This is a genomic window from Leptospira wolbachii serovar Codice str. CDC (genome assembly GCF_000332515.2).
Classification (GTDB): Bacteria; Spirochaetota; Leptospiria; order Leptospirales; family Leptospiraceae; genus Leptospira_A; species Leptospira_A wolbachii.
Map to the genome: position 1 here is coordinate 529,747 of NZ_AOGZ02000014.1, position 19,090 is coordinate 548,836.

At 39.9% G+C, this 19,090-nt stretch carries 14 protein-coding genes; 4 read left to right on the forward strand and 10 right to left on the reverse strand.

What is annotated here, in order from left to right; all coding sequences use genetic code 11:
* Window positions 1–7: 7 nt before the first annotated feature.
* The 7 genes from pth to LEP1GSC195_RS08115 are packed head-to-tail and all read right to left on the reverse strand — an operon-like array spanning window position 8 to window position 6,920.
* Complete coding sequence (gene pth, locus LEP1GSC195_RS08085; protein ID WP_015682045.1) at window positions 8–574, reverse strand: aminoacyl-tRNA hydrolase; 567 nt, start codon at window positions 572–574, stop codon at window positions 8–10.
* A complete protein-coding gene (cimA, locus tag LEP1GSC195_RS08090; protein ID WP_015681426.1) occupies window positions 571–2,106 on the reverse strand; it encodes a (R)-citramalate synthase CimA in 1,536 nt (511 codons plus the stop codon). Before cimA ends, pth begins: the two co-directional genes overlap by 4 nt.
* Entirely contained in the window at window positions 2,103–2,378 is a 276-nt protein-coding gene (locus LEP1GSC195_RS08095; protein ID WP_002981228.1) for a Smr/MutS family protein, read from the reverse strand. Before LEP1GSC195_RS08095 ends, cimA begins: the two co-directional genes overlap by 4 nt.
* 21 nt (window positions 2,379–2,399) lie before the next feature.
* Window positions 2,400–2,816, reverse strand: a complete 417-nt coding sequence (locus LEP1GSC195_RS08100; protein WP_015681719.1) for a response regulator — start codon at window positions 2,814–2,816, stop codon at window positions 2,400–2,402.
* Window positions 2,813–5,542 (reverse strand): sensor histidine kinase, encoded by a 2,730-nt coding sequence (locus LEP1GSC195_RS08105; RefSeq protein WP_015680901.1) that lies wholly within the window; start codon window positions 5,540–5,542, stop codon window positions 2,813–2,815. The genes LEP1GSC195_RS08100 and LEP1GSC195_RS08105 overlap by 4 nt, the downstream gene beginning before the upstream one ends.
* Window positions 5,543–5,562: 20 nt before the next feature.
* The gene (gene mutY, locus LEP1GSC195_RS08110) at window positions 5,563–6,639 is read right to left on the reverse strand and encodes an A/G-specific adenine glycosylase (protein WP_040506559.1); all 1,077 of its coding nucleotides are present in this window, start codon (window positions 6,637–6,639) and stop codon (window positions 5,563–5,565) included.
* A complete protein-coding gene (locus LEP1GSC195_RS08115; protein WP_015682159.1) occupies window positions 6,636–6,920 on the reverse strand; it encodes a hypothetical protein in 285 nt (94 codons plus the stop codon). Before LEP1GSC195_RS08115 ends, mutY begins: the two co-directional genes overlap by 4 nt.
* A 139-nt stretch (window positions 6,921–7,059) precedes the next feature.
* Between LEP1GSC195_RS08115 and ispG the strand changes: the two genes are divergently transcribed.
* The 3 genes from ispG to LEP1GSC195_RS08130 are packed head-to-tail and all read left to right on the forward strand — an operon-like array spanning window position 7,060 to window position 12,077.
* Window positions 7,060–9,111, forward strand: a complete 2,052-nt coding sequence (ispG, locus tag LEP1GSC195_RS08120) for a (E)-4-hydroxy-3-methylbut-2-enyl-diphosphate synthase (RefSeq protein WP_015681381.1) — start codon at window positions 7,060–7,062, stop codon at window positions 9,109–9,111.
* A 42-nt stretch (window positions 9,112–9,153) separates the two neighbouring features.
* Window positions 9,154–10,839 carry a DUF2339 domain-containing protein gene (locus LEP1GSC195_RS08125; protein ID WP_015680636.1) on the forward strand — a complete coding sequence of 562 codons (1,686 nt, stop codon included), beginning with the start codon at window positions 9,154–9,156 and terminating at the stop codon, window positions 10,837–10,839.
* Window positions 10,836–12,077, forward strand: coding sequence for a hypothetical protein (locus tag LEP1GSC195_RS08130; RefSeq protein ID WP_015681055.1), 1,242 nt, complete (start codon window positions 10,836–10,838; stop codon window positions 12,075–12,077). The genes LEP1GSC195_RS08125 and LEP1GSC195_RS08130 overlap by 4 nt, the downstream gene beginning before the upstream one ends.
* A gap of 57 nt (window positions 12,078–12,134) precedes the next feature.
* Here LEP1GSC195_RS08130 and LEP1GSC195_RS08135 read toward each other — a convergent pair whose 3' ends face one another.
* Window positions 12,135–12,638: a TetR/AcrR family transcriptional regulator gene (locus LEP1GSC195_RS08135; protein WP_015682565.1), complete on the reverse strand. Its 504-nt coding sequence runs from the start codon at window positions 12,636–12,638 to the stop codon at window positions 12,135–12,137.
* 341 nt (window positions 12,639–12,979) lie between these two features.
* Between LEP1GSC195_RS08135 and LEP1GSC195_RS08140 the strand changes: the two genes are divergently transcribed.
* A complete protein-coding gene (locus tag LEP1GSC195_RS08140) occupies window positions 12,980–13,429 on the forward strand; it encodes a DUF1499 domain-containing protein (protein ID WP_015681888.1) in 450 nt (149 codons plus the stop codon).
* Between the two features lie 44 nt (window positions 13,430–13,473).
* Here LEP1GSC195_RS08140 and carB read toward each other — a convergent pair whose 3' ends face one another.
* Window positions 13,474–16,794: a carbamoyl-phosphate synthase large subunit gene (gene carB, locus LEP1GSC195_RS08145; RefSeq protein ID WP_015680895.1), complete on the reverse strand. Its 3,321-nt coding sequence runs from the start codon at window positions 16,792–16,794 to the stop codon at window positions 13,474–13,476.
* A 21-nt stretch (window positions 16,795–16,815) separates the two neighbouring features.
* Window positions 16,816–19,074 (reverse strand): sulfatase family protein, encoded by a 2,259-nt coding sequence (locus tag LEP1GSC195_RS08150; protein ID WP_015682313.1) that lies wholly within the window; start codon window positions 19,072–19,074, stop codon window positions 16,816–16,818.
* Window positions 19,075–19,090 lie beyond the last annotated feature (16 nt).

Genomic DNA, 19,090 nt, shown 5'->3' on the forward strand with positions numbered 1-19,090 from the left:
ATATATTCTAAGTTCCATTCTCTTTACGGATAAGATTTCGGTTGGTTCGGATCCAATCCTCTACTTTGGCAGTAGATTCTTTGATGAGAGTATCCAACTGATTGCGTTCTTCTGAATTGAAATTTTGTAATACAAAGTCGGCCACTTCCATTCCCCCCTTCTCCGGTTTTCCCACACCAAATCGCAATCGGTGAAACTCTTGTGAACCCAACTTTGCGACTATATCTTTTAGTCCATTATGACCGGCAGTTCCGCCTCCAATTTTATTTTTTATCTTACCGAAAGGTAGATCCACTTCGTCTTGGATCACAAGAATTTGGGAAGGAGGGATTTTATACAAATTGGCAAGGGTTTGTGTGGATTTTCCAGAAAGATTCATAAACTCAAGAGGTTTGAGAAGATGCACTTTGTCTCCTTCCCAAGTATAAGTAGTTTCCATATACTTTTTTGAATCTTTAAACGAAACGTTGAAACTTGCAGCCAATGCATCCAAAACCATAAAACCAATGTTATGGCGAGTGTTCTTGTATTTATCCCCTGGATTCCCAAGGCCAACAATGAGAAAATGAATCATACGTTTCCGAGTAAAATATGTAATAATCGTTCTGTGGCTTTTATGGCGGCCACTTGTTGGTCAGAGTCAATTCCAATCGTTCTGATGGGATGTGTATCTCCATCCCCTTTCCAAGTAATGACGGTCTCAACAAGGGCATTGGTATTCCCACCTGGCGGAATCCTCACCTCATAGTCATAGAGTTTTGGAATTTTGATATTGAGTTCTTTTAAAATTTTACCTAAAGCATTCATGAAGGCATCGTATCCACCGTCGCCTTCACCACTCGCTTCAAAATACTTTCCTTGGTAATTGACCTTTACTTCGGCCTTGGGTTTCACACCGAGCCCGCTTGTCACAGTGCAAGTTTCGATACGAAAACTAGCTTCTAAATTTTCGCCAGTGATATCGGAGATGATATAAGGAAGGTCTTCTTTAGTGACAGTTTTGTTTTGGTCACCAAGTTCAATCACCCTTTCTAAAACCTTTTTTTCGATTTCAGGAGAAAGAACCATTCCCAACTGTTTTAAGTTTTCAGTGATGCTTGCTTTACCAGCTAACTTTCCTAATGCGTAAACACGGCTTCTCCCAAACCTTTCTGGTAAAATAGGATTGGCATATAAATTTCCTTTTTTGTCACCATCGGCATGAACCCCAGCCGTTTGTGTGAATACATCTTCTCCCACAATCGGGCGATTGTCAGAGATTCGTTTGCCGGAAAAAATTTCGACAAGCCTCGACGCATTTGTGATTTCTCTTTCTACTACCGAAGTTCTGAATTTTGTTTTGTCATGAAGTGCAGTGACCACAGCTTCTAAGGGTGAGTTCCCTGCCCTTTCTCCAAGTCCATTTACGGCCACATGAAGACCCTGAACCCCAGCTCGCACCGCTTCCAAACAATTGGCAACCGCCAAATCATAGTCATTGTGACCATGAAACTCAAACCATAATTTCGGGAACTCTTTCACAAGATCTGTGATGGCAGTTCTCACTTCCAAAGGAGACAATACACCCAGTGTATCCGCTAAGTAAAATTTACTCACAGGAAACTTTGATACAACACTCAAATATTCTAAAACATAATCACGAGAATGCAAATATCCATTGGACCAATCTTCCAGATAAACATTCACTGCAATTCCAGAAGCACTTGCATTTTCTACTGTCTTTTGGATGTCTAAAAAATGCTCGGCAGGTGTTTTTCGTAGTTGGTTGGTTAGGTGGTTTAGCGAACCTTTTGTCAAAAGGTTAAGGACTCGAACTCCCGTTCCTTTCATCCATTCCACCGTTTTATCAATATCCACGAATCCTAAAATTTCGATACGGTCGAGTAGGCCTTCCGATTTAGACCATTCCACAATTTTTTTTACAGCTTCAAATTCGCCCGGGGAAACACGAGCACTGGCAATTTCCACTCGATCGGTTTTTAGATCTTTTAATAAATGTTTGGTGATATTTAATTTTTGCTGCCAAGAAAAAGAGACACCGTTGGTTTGTTCCCCGTCACGCAAAGTGACATCCAGGATTTCAATAGTAGAGTTAGATTCGGTCATGATTTCAATCGGTTGATGTATTCTTTGGACGGTGCGAGAATTTCCACAATCGTTGCGCCCGGATTGGACCGAAACATCGGATCGGTCTCCACTAATTTCAGGAAATCGCAGGTCGCTACGTAGTCAATCGCCATTCGCCGAAGAATTCCTTCCCCGATTCCATGCAGAATCTCCACATAGGTTTCCCCATCCATATAGGCATCATGAATTTCTCGCTCTAATTTGATGCGAGCTTCTTCGAATCGGAGTTTGCGGATGTAGATGGTACGCACCTTACGTCCAGAAAATGGGACTTAGGTCAAATTGCAACAGAAACGAACTGCATCTAGAAGTTCTCTGGTGTTCCAAGGTTTGGAGAAAATGGCATAAGTTTTGGCTTCTTCTTTCACTCGGTTGATAGCGTCTCGATCCGCATGGCCGGAAATCAGAATGGATTTGATATGAGGGTATTTTTGGTGGACTTGGATGAGAAATTCGTCCCCACGCATCCCTGGCATCAGCCAATCGGAAAGAATGAGAATCACTTCCACTCCCGAATTACAAAGATCATCGATGACTTCCATAGCTTCTTCAGGATTTTGGGCAGTTTCGTACGTATAACTTCCGCCGATCTCCCGTTTTAGTTCTTGTACGAGGGAAAGAAGAAGAATAGGTTCATCATCAACACATAGGATTGCGTTTTTCTCATGTTGTAGTTGCGTAATATTCAAACTCTTTCCCCTTCTACTACCTTTGGTAAATACACTCTGAATTCGGTTCCATGATCATCTGACGAGAATTCGATTGTGCCCTTCATTTTTTCTACGATTTGTTTACAAATGTCAAGCCCAAGCCCAATCCCTTCTCCATGTTTTTTTGTAGTAAAAAAAGGTAAAAAGATCTTATCGCGAATTTCGGGCGCAATTCCTTTTCCAGAATCCAAAATGGATGTTATGACAGATTTCGCATCCGATGTCACGGAAATTTTTAATTTTCCGCGATACTCCATGGCTTGTAATGCATTGTTGATAATATTGATCCAAACTTGATTGAGTTTATCTCTTTCCGCCAAACAATAATCAGATGTGGAATAGAATTTTATAATTTCAACATCGTTTTTTATTTTTGCCTGATACAATGTTAGAATTGAATCTATTTCCGTAGGAATGTGAACATTTTGAAACTTTGTTTCCGTTTCTAACCGATCGGTATGTAGATAATGTTTGAGGGCGTTGATTACATGCGATGCTTTTTCTGTTGCCGTTTGAACCACATACACCAAACGGTATAAACTACCTAGAATCAGAACATTTTGTAAAATAATTCCAGACCTTGGTTTCTTTAAAACGTTAAGAAGTGGTTCATCCAATTGTAAGATCCCTAGTGAAGTTAGATCTTCCATTATCTCTTCTGGATTTTCAATTTGATGCGAATTCAAAATTCCTAATCGTTCTTTTTTCTCTGCTCGGTTGAGTAGTCCCGAATTACGTGATCCAAAAGATACACTTAAATGTAGTAAGTATCGGAAGTCTTCCCTTTCTGAAAGATTCAACGATTCTAAAAACAATGGTAAGTCAGTGATATCATTTTTTAAAATCTCAGACATGGCGCGGACACTAGAGGTAATGGCTCCAAGCGGAGTGTTGAGCTCATGAGTAATCCCAGCAGCAAATTGCCCGAGAGCTGCTAATTTTTCGCTCATCAAAAGCTGTGTTTGTGTATTGTGTAAATCGATAAGGATTTTTTCCTTTGTCTCTATCATCTCTACAAGACTACGATTGCTTTCAATTAAAGCCTCCGTCCTTTGTCCAATTTTTTCTTCCAAATTGGAATTGGTCTCCATCACCAGACGTTGGCTTTCTTCCACACGCTCAAAACTTTGTTTGAGTTCCGAGGACATAAAACGAAATGCCTCCGATAGATCTTTGAGTTCTGCAATCATGCTTTCATCAACGGGATAATTCCAATCTCCCCTCGCAAGAGATTTCGATGCTTTTGCAAAAGAAAGAACAGGTCTTGTCACAAACTCAGCCATCACAGCTGCCAGAATTAAACTAAGGAGGATGGCCCACGCAAAAACCATGGCAGATTTACTATTTCCAGTAATGACTCCACTCAAATAAAAAGAGTAAGGAAACAATGTGATTAGATAGGTTTTTTCTTTTAAATTAGGATGAGTGTAGATGGTGACCATGGCATTCCAGTTCTCTCGGGAAAGTGGTTTTTTGGTCACTACTGCAAAACTAAATCGTTTTTCAGAAGTATTAATTTCGTTTCCCAGTTTCTTTAGCTCTACTCGAACAATTTCGAGTAATCTCGATTTTCCAGTCTCCGAAGAAAGAGATGCTAATGGATACAAATGTTCATCGAGCAAAAATGCTCGGCCTTGTGCATTGACTTTGGAATCATCTAAAACTTTTCCTAAACTACTGTCATCACTGACCTCTTTGTTAGTCGAAGGACCTAAAGATAAATACCGATCCAAACTAAGGCCAATATTCTTTGACCATTGTCTGTGTAAGACCTCTACCATTTGAAAGGCAGATTCTTCTGCATTTTTAAGAGTTATATAAGCAGTAAAACCGACTAGAACCAAAACCAAACAAACAAAAGGTGTAACAATGAATAACTGCAATGAAATTCCCGACCTTAGATCCGACTCAGTTTGAAAAGGATCCATCTTTGGTCCCGACTTCCAGATAATTTGAGGATCGGAAAGAGTGACTTCTTTGACTTGGCCCGGAACTTCTGCCCAAAACAATCCAAACCTTCTAACAACAGGGAAAGTGACTAACATCACAAACGGGGCCAAAATCCAAGTAATGCCTGTAGTGAAAAGAAGAGCTGAACTTATAGTGTGGTAGGAAATTTCAGCTCCAAATTGTTCCGAACATAAATAACCCCATAAAAATGGTTCGAGAAATAAAAAGAGTAGGACAAATAAAAAATAATAAACCCAAATTCGAAACTTACGAAAGTCAGGTGACTTTCCAATCATTTGGTATGATAGCCAAAATAAACTTGGGTTGATAAAGTAACCGGGTAACCAGTCCCAGAGAAATTCTGGTGGCACACCCTCAATCAAATCAGAAAGGCCATAAGCAAAAGGAACTGCTAGTAAGGCAGGGTATCCGAAAAAATTCAAACAGAGGAAAACAGAAAGGTCCTTTAGGCTTTCGAGAGTTTGGGCCCCGGGGATCAGGACAATAGAACTTCCTAAATATCCAGTGAGAAAGATAGTAACAAAGGTGATGAGAAACCAATAAAAACTCGTGAGGTTCCAATTCCAGACCTCTCTAGAAATTCGAAAGGTTTTTCCATTCCGGAAGGTAAAACCAGTAAAGGCGAATACAGAAATGATAGAACCGAGTAAAAAAGAGAACCGGCCCCATACCTCCAAAATAGGCAATGGGATGTTTGAAATAACAAGTTCGATCCAAACAATAATCTCAACCATAGCCCATGAATGGTATCGAACTATGGTTCTAAGTAAAGCAAAAACTTTTTTACCTTAGACGCAAGGGAGGAGGGAAATTCAGAATCCAAAGTGGAGAGAGTGACCCACTTACTTTCTACAGCAAATTCCTTAGCCAGAGTTTCGACTCGGGACTTCTCTTCTAATTGAGAAGTGAGAACGGAAAAATTCATTTTGTGATGAGTGATCGTATGTTTGAACTGCCCGATCGTTTTTGGATCTGGGCCCAACAAAGATTTTCTTAAGGCTAAAAATAAGGAGGTGGGTTCATACGCTTCGGCAGGAATTTCTCCAGTAAATCCATAAGGTAGATGGAACATTTCTTTCAAAAAACGCATCTTAGGTTCTCGCACAAGAAGGATGTCTTTCTTGTAGAAAAATACTAAAATCTCAGCTGTGAGTTGGATTTGTTTTTTGTCCTTTACTCTCAGCGGAATCTCGGAGGTCATTTGGTGGATTCTTGCAAAACAAGAATCGGTCAGAGGACATAACAAACACTTAGGTGACTCTGGGAGACAAATTGTGGACCCAAGTTCCATCACTGCTTGGTTGTGGTCTCCGGGATGATCTAAGTTTAAAAAACCATCAGCTAATTTTTGTAAGTCGATGTCGGCTTTTGAGGTTAAAATATTCTCTGAGTATCCATAATAACGAGATAAAACTCGTTTTACGTTCCCATCCAAAACAGCAAGAGGCAGATCATAAGCGATGGAGAGAACAGCCCTTGCTGTATAATTTCCAATTCCTGGAAGTTTCAAAACAGAGGTCAGATCTTTTGGAAAAGATCCGTTGTAATTTTGAACTAAAAAAATGGCGGCCTTTCTTAGATTGCGAGCCCGGCTATAATAACCGAGTCCTTTCCAATGGGCAAGCACCTCCGCCTCTTCTGCGGAAGCTAAAGATTCTGGAGTGGGAAATCGTTTGATAAACGATTCATACAAAGGAAGCATTGCGTTAACGCGAGTTTGCTGAAGCATCACTTCGGAAACCCAGATAGGGTAGGCTTGTTTTTTCTTTCGAAACGGGAGGTCCCTTTTATGAATTTGGTACCAGTCGTGTAGTTTTTTTTGAGGTATCAAGTTTCCGAGTCTTGTATGCTGTAACGAAGGTAAGTATTACAACTCCCCTCTTCCGTATACCTTACAAGGTCGTAGTCCAAACGAGTGGATCGGAAGAATCTGGAATGTGCTAATCTTTCTCGAATTTCTTGGCGTATATGGTCCCTAGCTTCTTGGCGTTTGTCATAATAAGCTGGAGCTAGGATTTCACTTTTATAGGATAAACTTCCCTCACGGTAAATTGCCACCGTGACCTGCACCCGGTATTTTCGCTGTAATCCTTGTTTTACTTCAGTATTCATCGTATCTAAAAACCAGGTGTTCTTCCTAAATAGATTTTCGGTCCCTGGAGGATGGAAATTGAAACCATCAGATTTTTTTCATACTGCTTGCCCAAAAATTCGAATTTAATTTTCTAGATAATGAGAACATAAGATTCAAATGAGCACCAAATATAACGAATCGCCATTTTACTACAAAAGACGTCCTACACGCGAAGTGATGGTGGGTGGTGTGGGAATTGGAGGAAAAAATCCAATTCGGATCCAATCCATGATCACATCTAACACAAGAGATACGGATGCGAGTATCCAACAAATTGCCGATTTAGAAAAAGCTGGTTCAGAAATCGTTCGCCTAACAGTACCAAGCCAAGCTGATGCAGATAATTTACCAAACATTCGCAAACGAATGAAAGAACTGGGACTCACCGTTCCCTTAGTGGCAGATATCCATTTCACTCCACAAGTTGCACTAAAGTGCGTAGAATGGGTGGAAAAGGTAAGAATCAATCCAGGCAATTTTGCAGACAAAAAAAAATTTGAAATCATCGAATATACTGATAAAGACTATAACGAAGAGTTAGAAAGAATCGAAGAAGTATTCACACCCCTTGTCCTTCGTTCCAAAGAATTGGGTGTCGCCATGCGGATTGGAACCAATCACGGAAGCCTATCCGATAGAATTATGAACCGGTTTGGGGACACACCTCTCGGAATGGTAGAATCGGCCTTAGAGTTCATTCGTATTGCGGAAAGAAATTCTTACAAAGATATAGTCGTTTCCATGAAAGCCTCCAATCCACAAGTTATGATCCAAGCCTATCGTATGTTAGTTTCTAGGTTTTATGATTTGGGGATGGACTATCCTTTACACTTAGGAGTCACAGAGGCCGGGGATGGGAAAGATGGAAGGATCAAATCCGCCATAGGCATTGGAAGTTTACTGGAAGATGGACTTGGTGATACCATTCGTGTCTCCCTTACAGAAGATGCGGTATTTGAAATCCCTGTCGCGAAGGAACTTGTGCGTAAATACAATGAATCCTTTCGAAAGGAAATGGAATCTTCACAGAAAGCGGATACCGCCACTTCGCAAACAAATCCAACGCAAAGTCGGGAAACGATTTATACAGAATTTCGTGACCCTTTCCAATACTCTAGATTCTATTCCAAAGAATTAAACCTAGGTGAGACAAAACTTGGAGACACAGCTCCCGTTCGAATCGAAATCTGTTTTCCTTTTTTTGGATCGGAATCAGCAGAGGAAGTTTTAAATCTCATCCAAAGAGAAACCAAATCAGGCCGGATTCCAGAAATGCTCCACTTTGCGATTAGTTCTGAATTGGATCTAATTTCTCTGGGAACCATGGTTCGTCGCGGTTCGTTTCCCTTACCCGTTTCGGTGGAACTGTCACAGGAACTTACCTACCAATATGATAGTTTGGCAGAAGACCTCTACCGAGTGCAAAAGTGGGTTATAAATCCCAATCTATTTTTCCAAGAATCAGAAGAATCCTGGGATGACCTTTTGGATTTTGTGACTCGTTATGCCAAAGACAAACGTTGTATTGAATGGAGTATCGATGCTAAAGATATCCACCTAACAGAAAAAATTGTTAAAGAATCCAAAAAAAGAAAAATAGAAAACCTACTCTTTTCTGTCAAAAATGGAGACTTACTTACAGTTCGAAAACTGGCTTATCATTTAAGAGAATCAGACTATCCCATCGCCCTTATCACTCAATCAAAAGAGAAAGAACAACTCCTCTACGAATCTTCCATCAAAGTGGGAGGAAGTCTCTTGGATGGAATCGGGGATCTGATTCGTTTGTCTTACGGAGACGGGGAACCAGAAGAATCCCTTACTTTAAGTTTTGATATTCTACAAGCCACACGACTTCGCCTAACAAAAACAGAATATATATCTTGTCCCTCTTGTGGTCGCACTATGTTTGATTTACAGTCCACGACTGCGATGATCAAAAAGAGGACGGGGCATCTGAAAGGTGTAAAGATTGCGGTTATGGGTTGTATTGTGAATGGCCCGGGAGAGATGGCAGATGCTGATTTTGGGTATGTCGGTGCCGGAATTGGTAAGGTTCACCTCTACAAAGGGAAAGAAATTGTAAAAAAAGGTGTATCGGAAGAGGAAGCGGCAGACCAACTCATTGATCTCATTCGCGAAAATGGGATGTGGAACGATCCAGAATAAAAAGTAGTTCCCCTCTGTCCATGGATGTGAACCATTTCCACCGTGGAAGAAAAAGAAACTAAAGAAATCCTCTCAAGGATTCAATCTATGGAGAGGGAACTTTCTTTTCTAAAAGAAAGAGTCCTTTCCCTCGTTAGTCCCCAAACGCCGAAACAGGCAACTCCGCCTGTTTCCAAACCGGTTCCAGTAGAATACCACCAAACGGAAGTTCCATTAAATGATGGACCGAATTGGTTTGTCCAATGGATCGGTGAAAATTTATTTGTAAAACTCGGAGTGCTCTCACTTCTACTCGCATCTATATGGTTTTTCTATTTAGCCATTGAAGAGTATTGGATCAATGAATCCGTTCGGATTTGGATTGGACTTGTTTCTGCCATTCCCGCCCTTCTCTACGGATACCGGGTTAGAAACACAAGACCTTATCTTTCTCCAAGCCTTTTGGGCCTCGGGATTGCTGTGCTCTTTTCCGCATACTATTCTGGGTATTTATGGTATGACCTGTATTCTACAGAAACCTGTTTTGTGGGCCTACTCATCCTCAGTTTGACTGCGGTGGCCATTGCCCATGCAGAGAAAAGTGAAGTGTTATTTGGATTTGCCTCTCTTGGTGCTTTTTTAGTCCCCATCCTCCTTTCTACGGGCCAGAACTCTTATCCATTTCTTTTCACATACTTACTTTTATGGAATGTTCTATTCTTTTGGGTAAGAAAAGATACAGGTTGGAAGGTAATCCCCCTACTCCTCCTTGCGGCAAACCACCTAATCTTTGTTGGCTGGGCAGATGACAACTTGGTAGATGCGAAACCATTTTTCCCAATAGCTTTCCAAATGGGTGTTTTTGTTCTGTTTTTACTTCGAGAATTTCAGACACTAGAAACAACTAAGTCTAAGGAACCAATCCTAACTCTAGTTTCCATTGGGTTTACCTTGGGTCTCGGATTTGTTCAATCCTTTTGGGCTTTCTCTGTTTTCTATCCAGTCGCAAAACCATTTTTGCTCACACTGTTACTCATTCTATTTTATGGATTGTATGAACGTTCTCTCAGGCGAAGCAAACTGAGTTTAGAGAAGAAAAAAATCTATGATCTGATTGGTTTATTCGGCCTACCTTTTATCGTTAGTTTGGTCGTGATTGGAACTACAGGAAAACTTTTAGCCTTTAGCCTGATCAGTTTCGCTTTTCTTGTGACCATTGCTTCCACCTATTCCAAACAACTTTATATGTATTGGGCGGCCTTCCCCGTTTGGTTTTTTGCACTGTTTTATATCTTTGCATTCACCTATCGTTCCCAAAACGAAATTCCTTTTCTCAATGGAAGGTTTTTAGTTTTTGCAACTGGATCGGTTTATTTGGTACTTTCTTACCTCTATAGCAGAAAGTTTTCTGAGTTTTCAAAAATCTTTTTGTATGCCGCCTACCCATATTGGTTACTTGGAACCTTTGTTGAAATCTACCTTGGATTTCCAGAAGAGAAGAAGTTATTCCTCTATACACTCAGTTTGATTCTATATGGACTGGTTGCTCTATCAGTCGGATTTGGTAAAAAAATCCAATCTCTACGTTATGTAGGATTTGGATCTCTTGCCCTAGTCATAATCAAATTCTATCTTTATGATTTCTGGAATTTGAGTTTAGGATATCGAATTTTGGCAGGTTTATTCTTAGGTGTGACTCTTATCGTCACAGGAACATTATACAATCATTTCAAAAAGGAAACAAAATGAAGCTCAAATACTTACTCCCCATTCTATTTTTTATTTCAATCACAACGCAAGTAGTAAGTAGACCACTTGCCGTTCAAAACTTTAAATACAAAAAGGATTTAAAGATTTCAGGAAATCTTTCGCCTAACGGAGTTGTAAAACTCATGTTAGATGAAGATATCTACAAACATTCTTTTTATGGGGATCTACGGATCACATACAATGGAGAGATTGTTCCTTACCATATTCAAAATGCCGAAGAAATTTCCAAAAACACAGAAAAGGTAAAACCAGAACTTCTGTTTTCCAAAAAAGACGATTTGGAAATCTATGTATTGGAACTTCCTAAACTACCGGAAGGTATGAATTATACCAAACTTTCTGTATCTAGTGCCTATGACTACGAAACATCCATCACGCTAAAGTTAGGTGATAACCCAGACAATTTTTTAGATTCAAAAACAGTTTTTCTCTATAAATATGGAAGCCAATCTTCGGGAGAAATTGACCTAGGCGGCACAAAACACCGCTTTGTGCGATTGGAAGCAGAGCCAGGTTCTGATTTAAAATTCCCCACTGCACTTCGTGCGAAACAAAACAAAAACTTATACTATGAAAAACCTCACACCGTGCCAAACCCGATTCTCGCAGAAAACGATTGTCAGTTTTTATTTCCTAATGAATCACAATCAGCATTTCAAATTTTGAAATTACAATTCGAAGAGGGGAACTGGGAACGAAGGATCACTGTTCGCGGAAAAATTGATAAAAAGGAATGGGATACTGTATTCGAAGGGACTGTCAGTCACAACAAATCGGAAGGTGTTTACACGGAAATTCCTTTATCTCGGACCATCAATTCTGAATTTGAAATTCTCATTTATGATGGGGAAAATGAAACACTCCACCTAACAAACGTAATCACAGTGCAACCACTTGAGGAACTATACTTTTTTGCCAACGGGGACGGGGAAAAAAGCGGATATTCCCTTTACTATGGAAACCCCTACCAATGGCCGGCAAGTTTTGATTCTTACTCTTACCCCTCAGGTGACGAAATCAAGAGCGATGATATAAAACTAGGAACTCTACTTCCAGAATCAGAAAATCCTGATTTCGGTTTTAGCATCCTATACCCACCAATTTCTGGTTATCTGGCGTCTGGATTCTTTTATTTGGGAGTTGCTGCTTTGTTATTCCTACTTTTTTCGATTCTAAAAACAAAACGTTCTGTTCTTGCAGAATCTGAATCAAAATAAAACTCTCTAACGGCTCACGAAGAATTTATTCTTCGTGAGAGTAGTAATCTTATTTTCCTAATCTTTATTTTGAAATAATGTTTTTAAATTCTCCAATCCTTCAAAAAGTGCAGGCCAGTCGGTTTCTTCTGTCGCTTTATTTTTTAAAAACAAAGCTCCTAAAAAAAAAGATAAAAAAGCCATTCCACTTTTTCCTTTGGCATCACCGGGAAAAAAACGATCCAATGCTCTTCTATAAGAAGCAAAGGAATCCTCAACTAACTCTGCCAGTTCATTGGATTCACTTAAGTGTCTTTTTACGTCCACAGCCAGTAACATCAGGTTGATAAAATGAGTCTCACGTGCGGCAACAAAGTTCATGATGTCCGTTAATCCAGAGTGACTTTCTGAAAGTTCTGTAATCTCTTTTGCGTCCATGGCAACGACCTGTTTTACCATGGATTCAAAGAGAATCTCTTTTGTAGGAAAGTAATGGTAAAGCGTTCCTGTAGAAACTCCCAGTGCACTTGACAACTCACGCATGGAAACCGAAGACACTCCCTTCGCCACAAAGATGGGCATACACTTCGTCAAAAGCTGTACCCGATATAGATCGTGATCGACTATCTTGGGCATACAAGGTAACCCTGTTTTATATTGAACGATTGGTATTTATAATTACTTTTACCACGGAATGACCATACTATTTTCTTAACTGTGGCCGATTCCCATCTTTTACGTTTTTTCTCCATAAAACCTTGGTCCTTCCCCTAGCCTTAAACACTCTGCTCGTAGCGTTTAGGGCGAATAGGCATAGATTCGAAGCATTAATGGGAATGTTCAAGCGAGAAAAGGGATTCGATTTTTGTCCCACAAGGAAACGAAAACCGTCCAATACAAGGAACTTTAAAGCCAGGTAGCAAATGAATCGAACCATCCATATCCTCTTCGTTACGACCCTCCTCTCGTTGTTTTTTGAATGTACCGGAACAAGGCCTGACCTGCTTGGAGTCAAATCAGAAAGATTGGCAGATTGCCCACAGACACCCAACTGCATCAGTAGTTTTGCGAGTCCAACTGATAAAGAACACTATAGAAGTCCAGTTCCGTACAAAAAACCCCTGAAAGATGCTTATTTGGTTTTGAAGGGAAAGTTGGAAGTTTCCTCTCGAACCAAGATCATTCAGGAAAATCCAAATTATATTTATGCGGAGTTTACATCACGGATCATGCGTTATGTGGACGATGTGGAATTCTATTTCGATGAGAAAAATAAACTCCTTCACTTCCGATCTGCATCCCGATTAGGTAAATCAGATTTAGGTGTGAACAGAAATCGAATCGAGTTGATTCTCAAGGATTTAGAAATCTAACAGATTAGAAGATCTGTTAAACTTTCTAAATCCCATTTTTTAGTTTAAGATTTTTTGTGATTCGCGTGAATTTCCTGAAGGGAATTCACTGAGAATCCTTTGTCCTTCATTTCCGCCAAACCATGAATTAACGCCTTAGCCGCTTGCGCCGTTGTCAAACAAGGGACCTTATACTTAATCGCTGCTTGGCGGATCGTAAAAGCATTCTCACGAGTGACTCTTGACAAAGGAGTATTGATGATCAAATGGATTTTTTTCTCTTTGATATAATCAATCACGTTTGGAAAATATCCATCGTAAATTTTGTTAATTTTACTGGATAAAATTCCGTTATCAGAAAGAAATTTATGAGTTCCTTCTGTTGCGATAATATTATAACCTAAGTTAGATAAGGATCGAACCGATTCGAGTAATTCTTTCTTTGTTTTATCATTGATGGTTACAAAGACCGTTCCGTGTTTCGGTGGCTCTTCCCCAGCCATAATCTGCGCTTTAACAAACGCTTCCCCTTTTGTAGTAGCCACACCCATTACTTCCCCTGTGGATCTCATTTCTGGGCCAAGGATTGTATCCACACCCGGAAATTTACTAAAAGGTAAAACTGCTTCTTTCACAGTTATCATTGGTGCAGAAAAACGTTTTCCAAGTTTAAAGGAAGCCAATGGCTCACCTAACATCAATCGAACGGCGATTTTTACCACAGGAATTCCAATTGATTTTGCAACAAAAGGAACAGTTCTTGAAGCCCTAGGATTAACTTCTAATACATACAAAGTTTCTTCTTTAATAGCATATTGAACATTGATTAAACCCTTCACATCTAACTCTAAAGCCAAACGATGGGTTGCTTCTTCGATTTCTTGCAACATACGTTGCGAAATGTTCTGTGGTGGCAACACACAAGCAGAGTCACCGGAGTGAATTCCTGCTTCTTCAATGTGTTCCATAATCCCCGCAATGAATACGTCCTTTCCATCACAGAGTGCATCTACATCTACTTCAACAGCATCTTGCAAAAAGGAATCTACTAAAAGCGGTCTATCTTCCGACACTTCTTCTGCTTCTTCCATATATTTGTCTAATTCAGACTCTTCGTTAACAATAAGCATCGCCCTTCCCCCCAACACATAGGAAGGTCGAACAAGTACCGGATAACCAATTTTTCTCGCGATCTCTCTTGCTTTGTCTTTAGAGGCAGCAATTCCGTTATCAGGTGACTTCAAATTCAGTTTTTCTAGAACTTCTGCAAAACGTTTTCTATCTTCTGCTCGGTCAATGGAATCAGGACTTGTGCCCATAATGGGAACACCACGTTTTTCCAGTGATTTAGCTAGTTTTAAAGGAGTTTGCCCACCTAACTGAACAATGACGCCATCTGGCTTTTCTTTTTTGAAAATGGCCATTACGTCTTCCAAACTCAATGGTTCAAAATATAACCTGTCTGAAGTATCATAGTCAGTAGACACCGTTTCAGGATTGGAGTTGACCATAATAGATTCCACTCCTGCTTCCTGTAAGGAAAAGGATGCATGGCAACAACAATAATCGAACTCGATTCCTTGACCAATTCGATTAGGCCCACCACCAAGAATCATAACTTTCTTTTTAGAAGTTACATCAGATTCATCTTCTTCATCATAAGAAGAATACATGTAAGGAGTAAATGCTTCAAATTCTCCGGCGCAAGTATCAATTCGTTTGTAAACTGGACGGATGTTCTTTTCTTCTAAGTATTTTTCAATAGATTCCTCTTCTTCCCGAAGAGTTTTCTCAACCTTGGCTTTAGTGATTTCAATAGCAGCACCACTTCGCACTTGGGACAGAATCTGCTCTTCTTTGGAAAGAAAAGCAAGTTGGCGGTTGGAAAATCCTGCCTTTTTCATTTCTTCAATGATGGCTTTCCCCTCTTTCCTAAACCTGTTTTCTAACTGGTATAACTCTTCGAACTGATAAAGAAACCAAGGATCTATTTTGCAAATCTCAAAGATTTCCTCTACACTCATCCCAAAATCAAAAGCCATCTTTACATAAAAAATACGTTTGTCTGTTGGGCGTTTCACTCTAGCAGTAAGCCAAGTTTTTCTTTCTTCTTTAGGGATGGATTCCCATTCCAAAAGTTCTTTTAAATATCCATCACTTCCAAATCCAAACCGATCCGTTTCCAAAGAACGAAGTGCTTTTTGAAAACTTTCTTTGAAGTTACGACCGATGGCCATCGCTTCCCCTACGGCTTTCATTTGAACCCCTAAAGTATTATCGGAACCTGGGAATTTTTCGAAGGCAAACCTTGGTATCTTTGTCACCACGTAATCAATGGATGGTTCAAAACTTGCTGGTGTGACTCGGGTGATATCGTTTCTGATCTCATCTAAAGTGTAACCAATCGATAATAAGGCGGCGATTTTAGCTATAGGAAAACCTGTAGCTTTAGAGGCCAAAGCAGAAGATCTGGACACACGAGGATTCATTTCAATCACAATGACATCGCCATTTTCTGGATTTACTGCAAATTGAATATTGGATCCACCTGTTTCCACACCAATTTCTCGAATGATATCAATCGACATATCACGAAGTCTTTGGTATTCTTTATCACTTAACGTCTGTTGTGGTGCCACTGTGATAGAGTCCCCTGTATGAACACCCATAGGATCTAAATTTTCAATAGAACAAATGATGACTACGTTATCAGCGAGGTCTCTCATTACTTCCAATTCGAACTCTTTCCAACCCATCACCGATTCTTCGACTAATATTTGTGATATGGGGGATGCCGAAAGACCTTGTTGGGCAATTTCTTCAAACTCAGATTCCTCATAACAGGTTCCACCACCGGTTCCCCCTAAGGTAAATGCAGGTCGGATAATGATAGGAAATCCAATTTCATCTTTTGCTTTCCTCGCTGCATCCATATCGGATACCATAAAGGATTTTGCGACTCGTATCCCGAGTTTTTCCATCGCTTGTTTGAATAGTTCCCTATCTTCTGCTTTACGAATGGCCTCAACCTTAGCACCAATGAGTTCGACATTGTATTTTTCTAAAACACCTTCTTTATGAAGTGCTAGGGCCAAATTGAGAGCCGTTTGTCCACCTACTGTTGGTAAGATGGCATCTGGTTTCTCTTTTTTGATGATTTTTTCTAATACTGGTACTGTGAGTGGTTCGATATAAGTGGCATCGGCAAGATCGGGATCCGTCATAATCGTTGCCGGATTTGAATTTACGAGGATAACCCGTATTCCTTTTTCTCTGAGGGCTTTGGTCGCTTGAGTCCCAGAGTAGTCAAATTCACATGCCTGCCCAATGACGATAGGTCCGGATCCGATGATCAAAATTGATTTTAAGTCGTTACGTTGCGGCATAGTTTCCTCTTTTTTCCTTATTTAGTTTTCATTAATTTCTGATAAAGAACTTGGTATTAAATACTCTCCTGCGAGAGTCGCATCTTCCCATTGGATCACCGTTTTGTATAAAAGATCTTTCATTTTTGCAGAAACGGGGTGATGGGGGTAAAGATTCTTCCTATTGAGAGGATCTGTTATTCGATCATACAATTCAAAAACCACACCTTGACGTGTGGGAATATATATTAATTTATAATTAGAATTTTGTATAGATCTATGTTTTGAAAAAGCAATGGTTTCTCTATAGATGGGATCAGTGATCATAATCTGGTAGTCCTCTTCAGGAACCACTTGGTGGAGAGAAAGAATGTTGGGATAGGGAATTCTTTGTTTTTGAAAGAAGTGGTCACCCGTATCAGAAAACCAAATTCCGGTTTCTGCATAAACCGATCTTTCCTCATCCCAATTAGTTTTTCCAAGGATCGGTAGTAGCGATTTACCCGGAAACTTTGATTTGGCGGAAATTCCAAAATATTCCATAAGGGTCGGATAGATGTCCACACTGGATGTAATTCCAAAAAAATCGTGCTCTGCCTTTGTTTCTATGGCCGACTTGGGAAATTTAATCAGTAAAGGAACGTGAGTGACTGCTTCCCCTCGTAAGTGTTCGCCGTGCCCTTGCCCATGTACATCTTCATACAAAGCCTCGCCATGGTCGGCGGTGAGAATGATGATGGCTTCGTCATAAATTCCTCGGGCCTTTAGTTCCGAAATAATCTCACCAAATTCAGCATCAAATGCATACACGGCACTATCAAATAGTCCGCGAATTTGTTTGGTTTCCTCTACATTGGGAACGGCAGAATTTGTAGGATCTACAAACTTTAAATACTTATACTTCCCATAGTAGTCTGGACTAGTAAATGATTTGTAGTAAGGATAAGCCGGTGTGTAAGGGAAGTGGATGACACTAGAAAAATAAGTTACCGAATACGGAGCATCCCCTTCTCGTTTTGTGATGGAACGAAACCGATCAAGGATGCGACTCCCATCTCCCCAAGTGGATAGCCCGTCCATTTCCTCTAGATACATCCCCCCAGAAAACCAAGAACCAGTAAGAAAGGGTAACAGGAATAACTGCGATTCTGCAGTCCTTTGAACCGTCATAATACGTGCGTTAAAGTTCGGTGCGAGAACTTCATCAAATCCAAAGTTTGCACGGGGAAAAATATCTGCGGCAAAACTTCCTACCGCATAACTTCTATAACCCAACCCCTTTAACATCTGTTGGATGGTAGGGAAAGAAGCAGATCCAATTCTTTGTTTTTCTTCCAGGGAGGGGAACATATCGCGAACCTTATGGCTCATGGAATATTGTCCCGTCAATAGATCTGCCCAACTAGGAAATGTGCGTGGAATGGTTGTATGGTGGTCGTGAAATATAAAACTATCTTTGGAAAAGGAATCAATATTTGGTGTGATACTTTTGCCACCAATTTTTAAACCAATTTTATCATAACGCAAAGAGTCAGCCGATAGAATAAAAATAGGAGGTTTGCCTTTTTCTTTAGAATGTGAGAGAGCCTCAATTTGATTCCAAACACTAGGCACTAAATAAATGAAAACAAGTAGAATAAGAATCAGGCCATACGACTGGATATGAATCCGTTGGTATTGTTTTCCTTGCAAAAACAAAACAGCAAAATAAAGAATTCCTACCAGGTAATATCCGGAGGAATGAACGAGACCAAGTATAAGCACATGTACGAGAGCAAAAAAACTTTCTTTGTTTTTATAAAGATAAATTTGCCATAAGAGTAAGGCTAAGAAACCCAAAAGAAGAGAACCCAAAACCAAACTAAAGTATCCAGGACTTGTATGGTCGGTTAAAAAATATAGAAAGGAAGCAAAAGAAGGATAACGAAAGAAAAAGAACTCACCATAAATTTGTGGAAAACTTACCATAGAATGGCAAAGAGCCAAACATTCTATGACTAGAACTAAAAGTGACAAAACGTACCAAGAAACCTCTCTTCTATTAATAAAATGATACGCTAATGATACGATTGAAAAGAGTGCGAGATGCAAAAAAAGAGAAACTGAAAAAACTTTGAAAGTTGTGGAGAGATATACCCCGAAAAAAGCACCTAAGTATTGTTTAAGGAAGTCACCTACATCGACTCCCATAATGGTAAAACTTGTATTAAAGATTAAAAAAAATAGATAAAAAAAAACCGTAAACCAAAGGGAGATTTTTAGGATTCGGATTGGGAAAAGAGGGGCTTGGTTCGGACCCATTAGAGTCATAATTCCA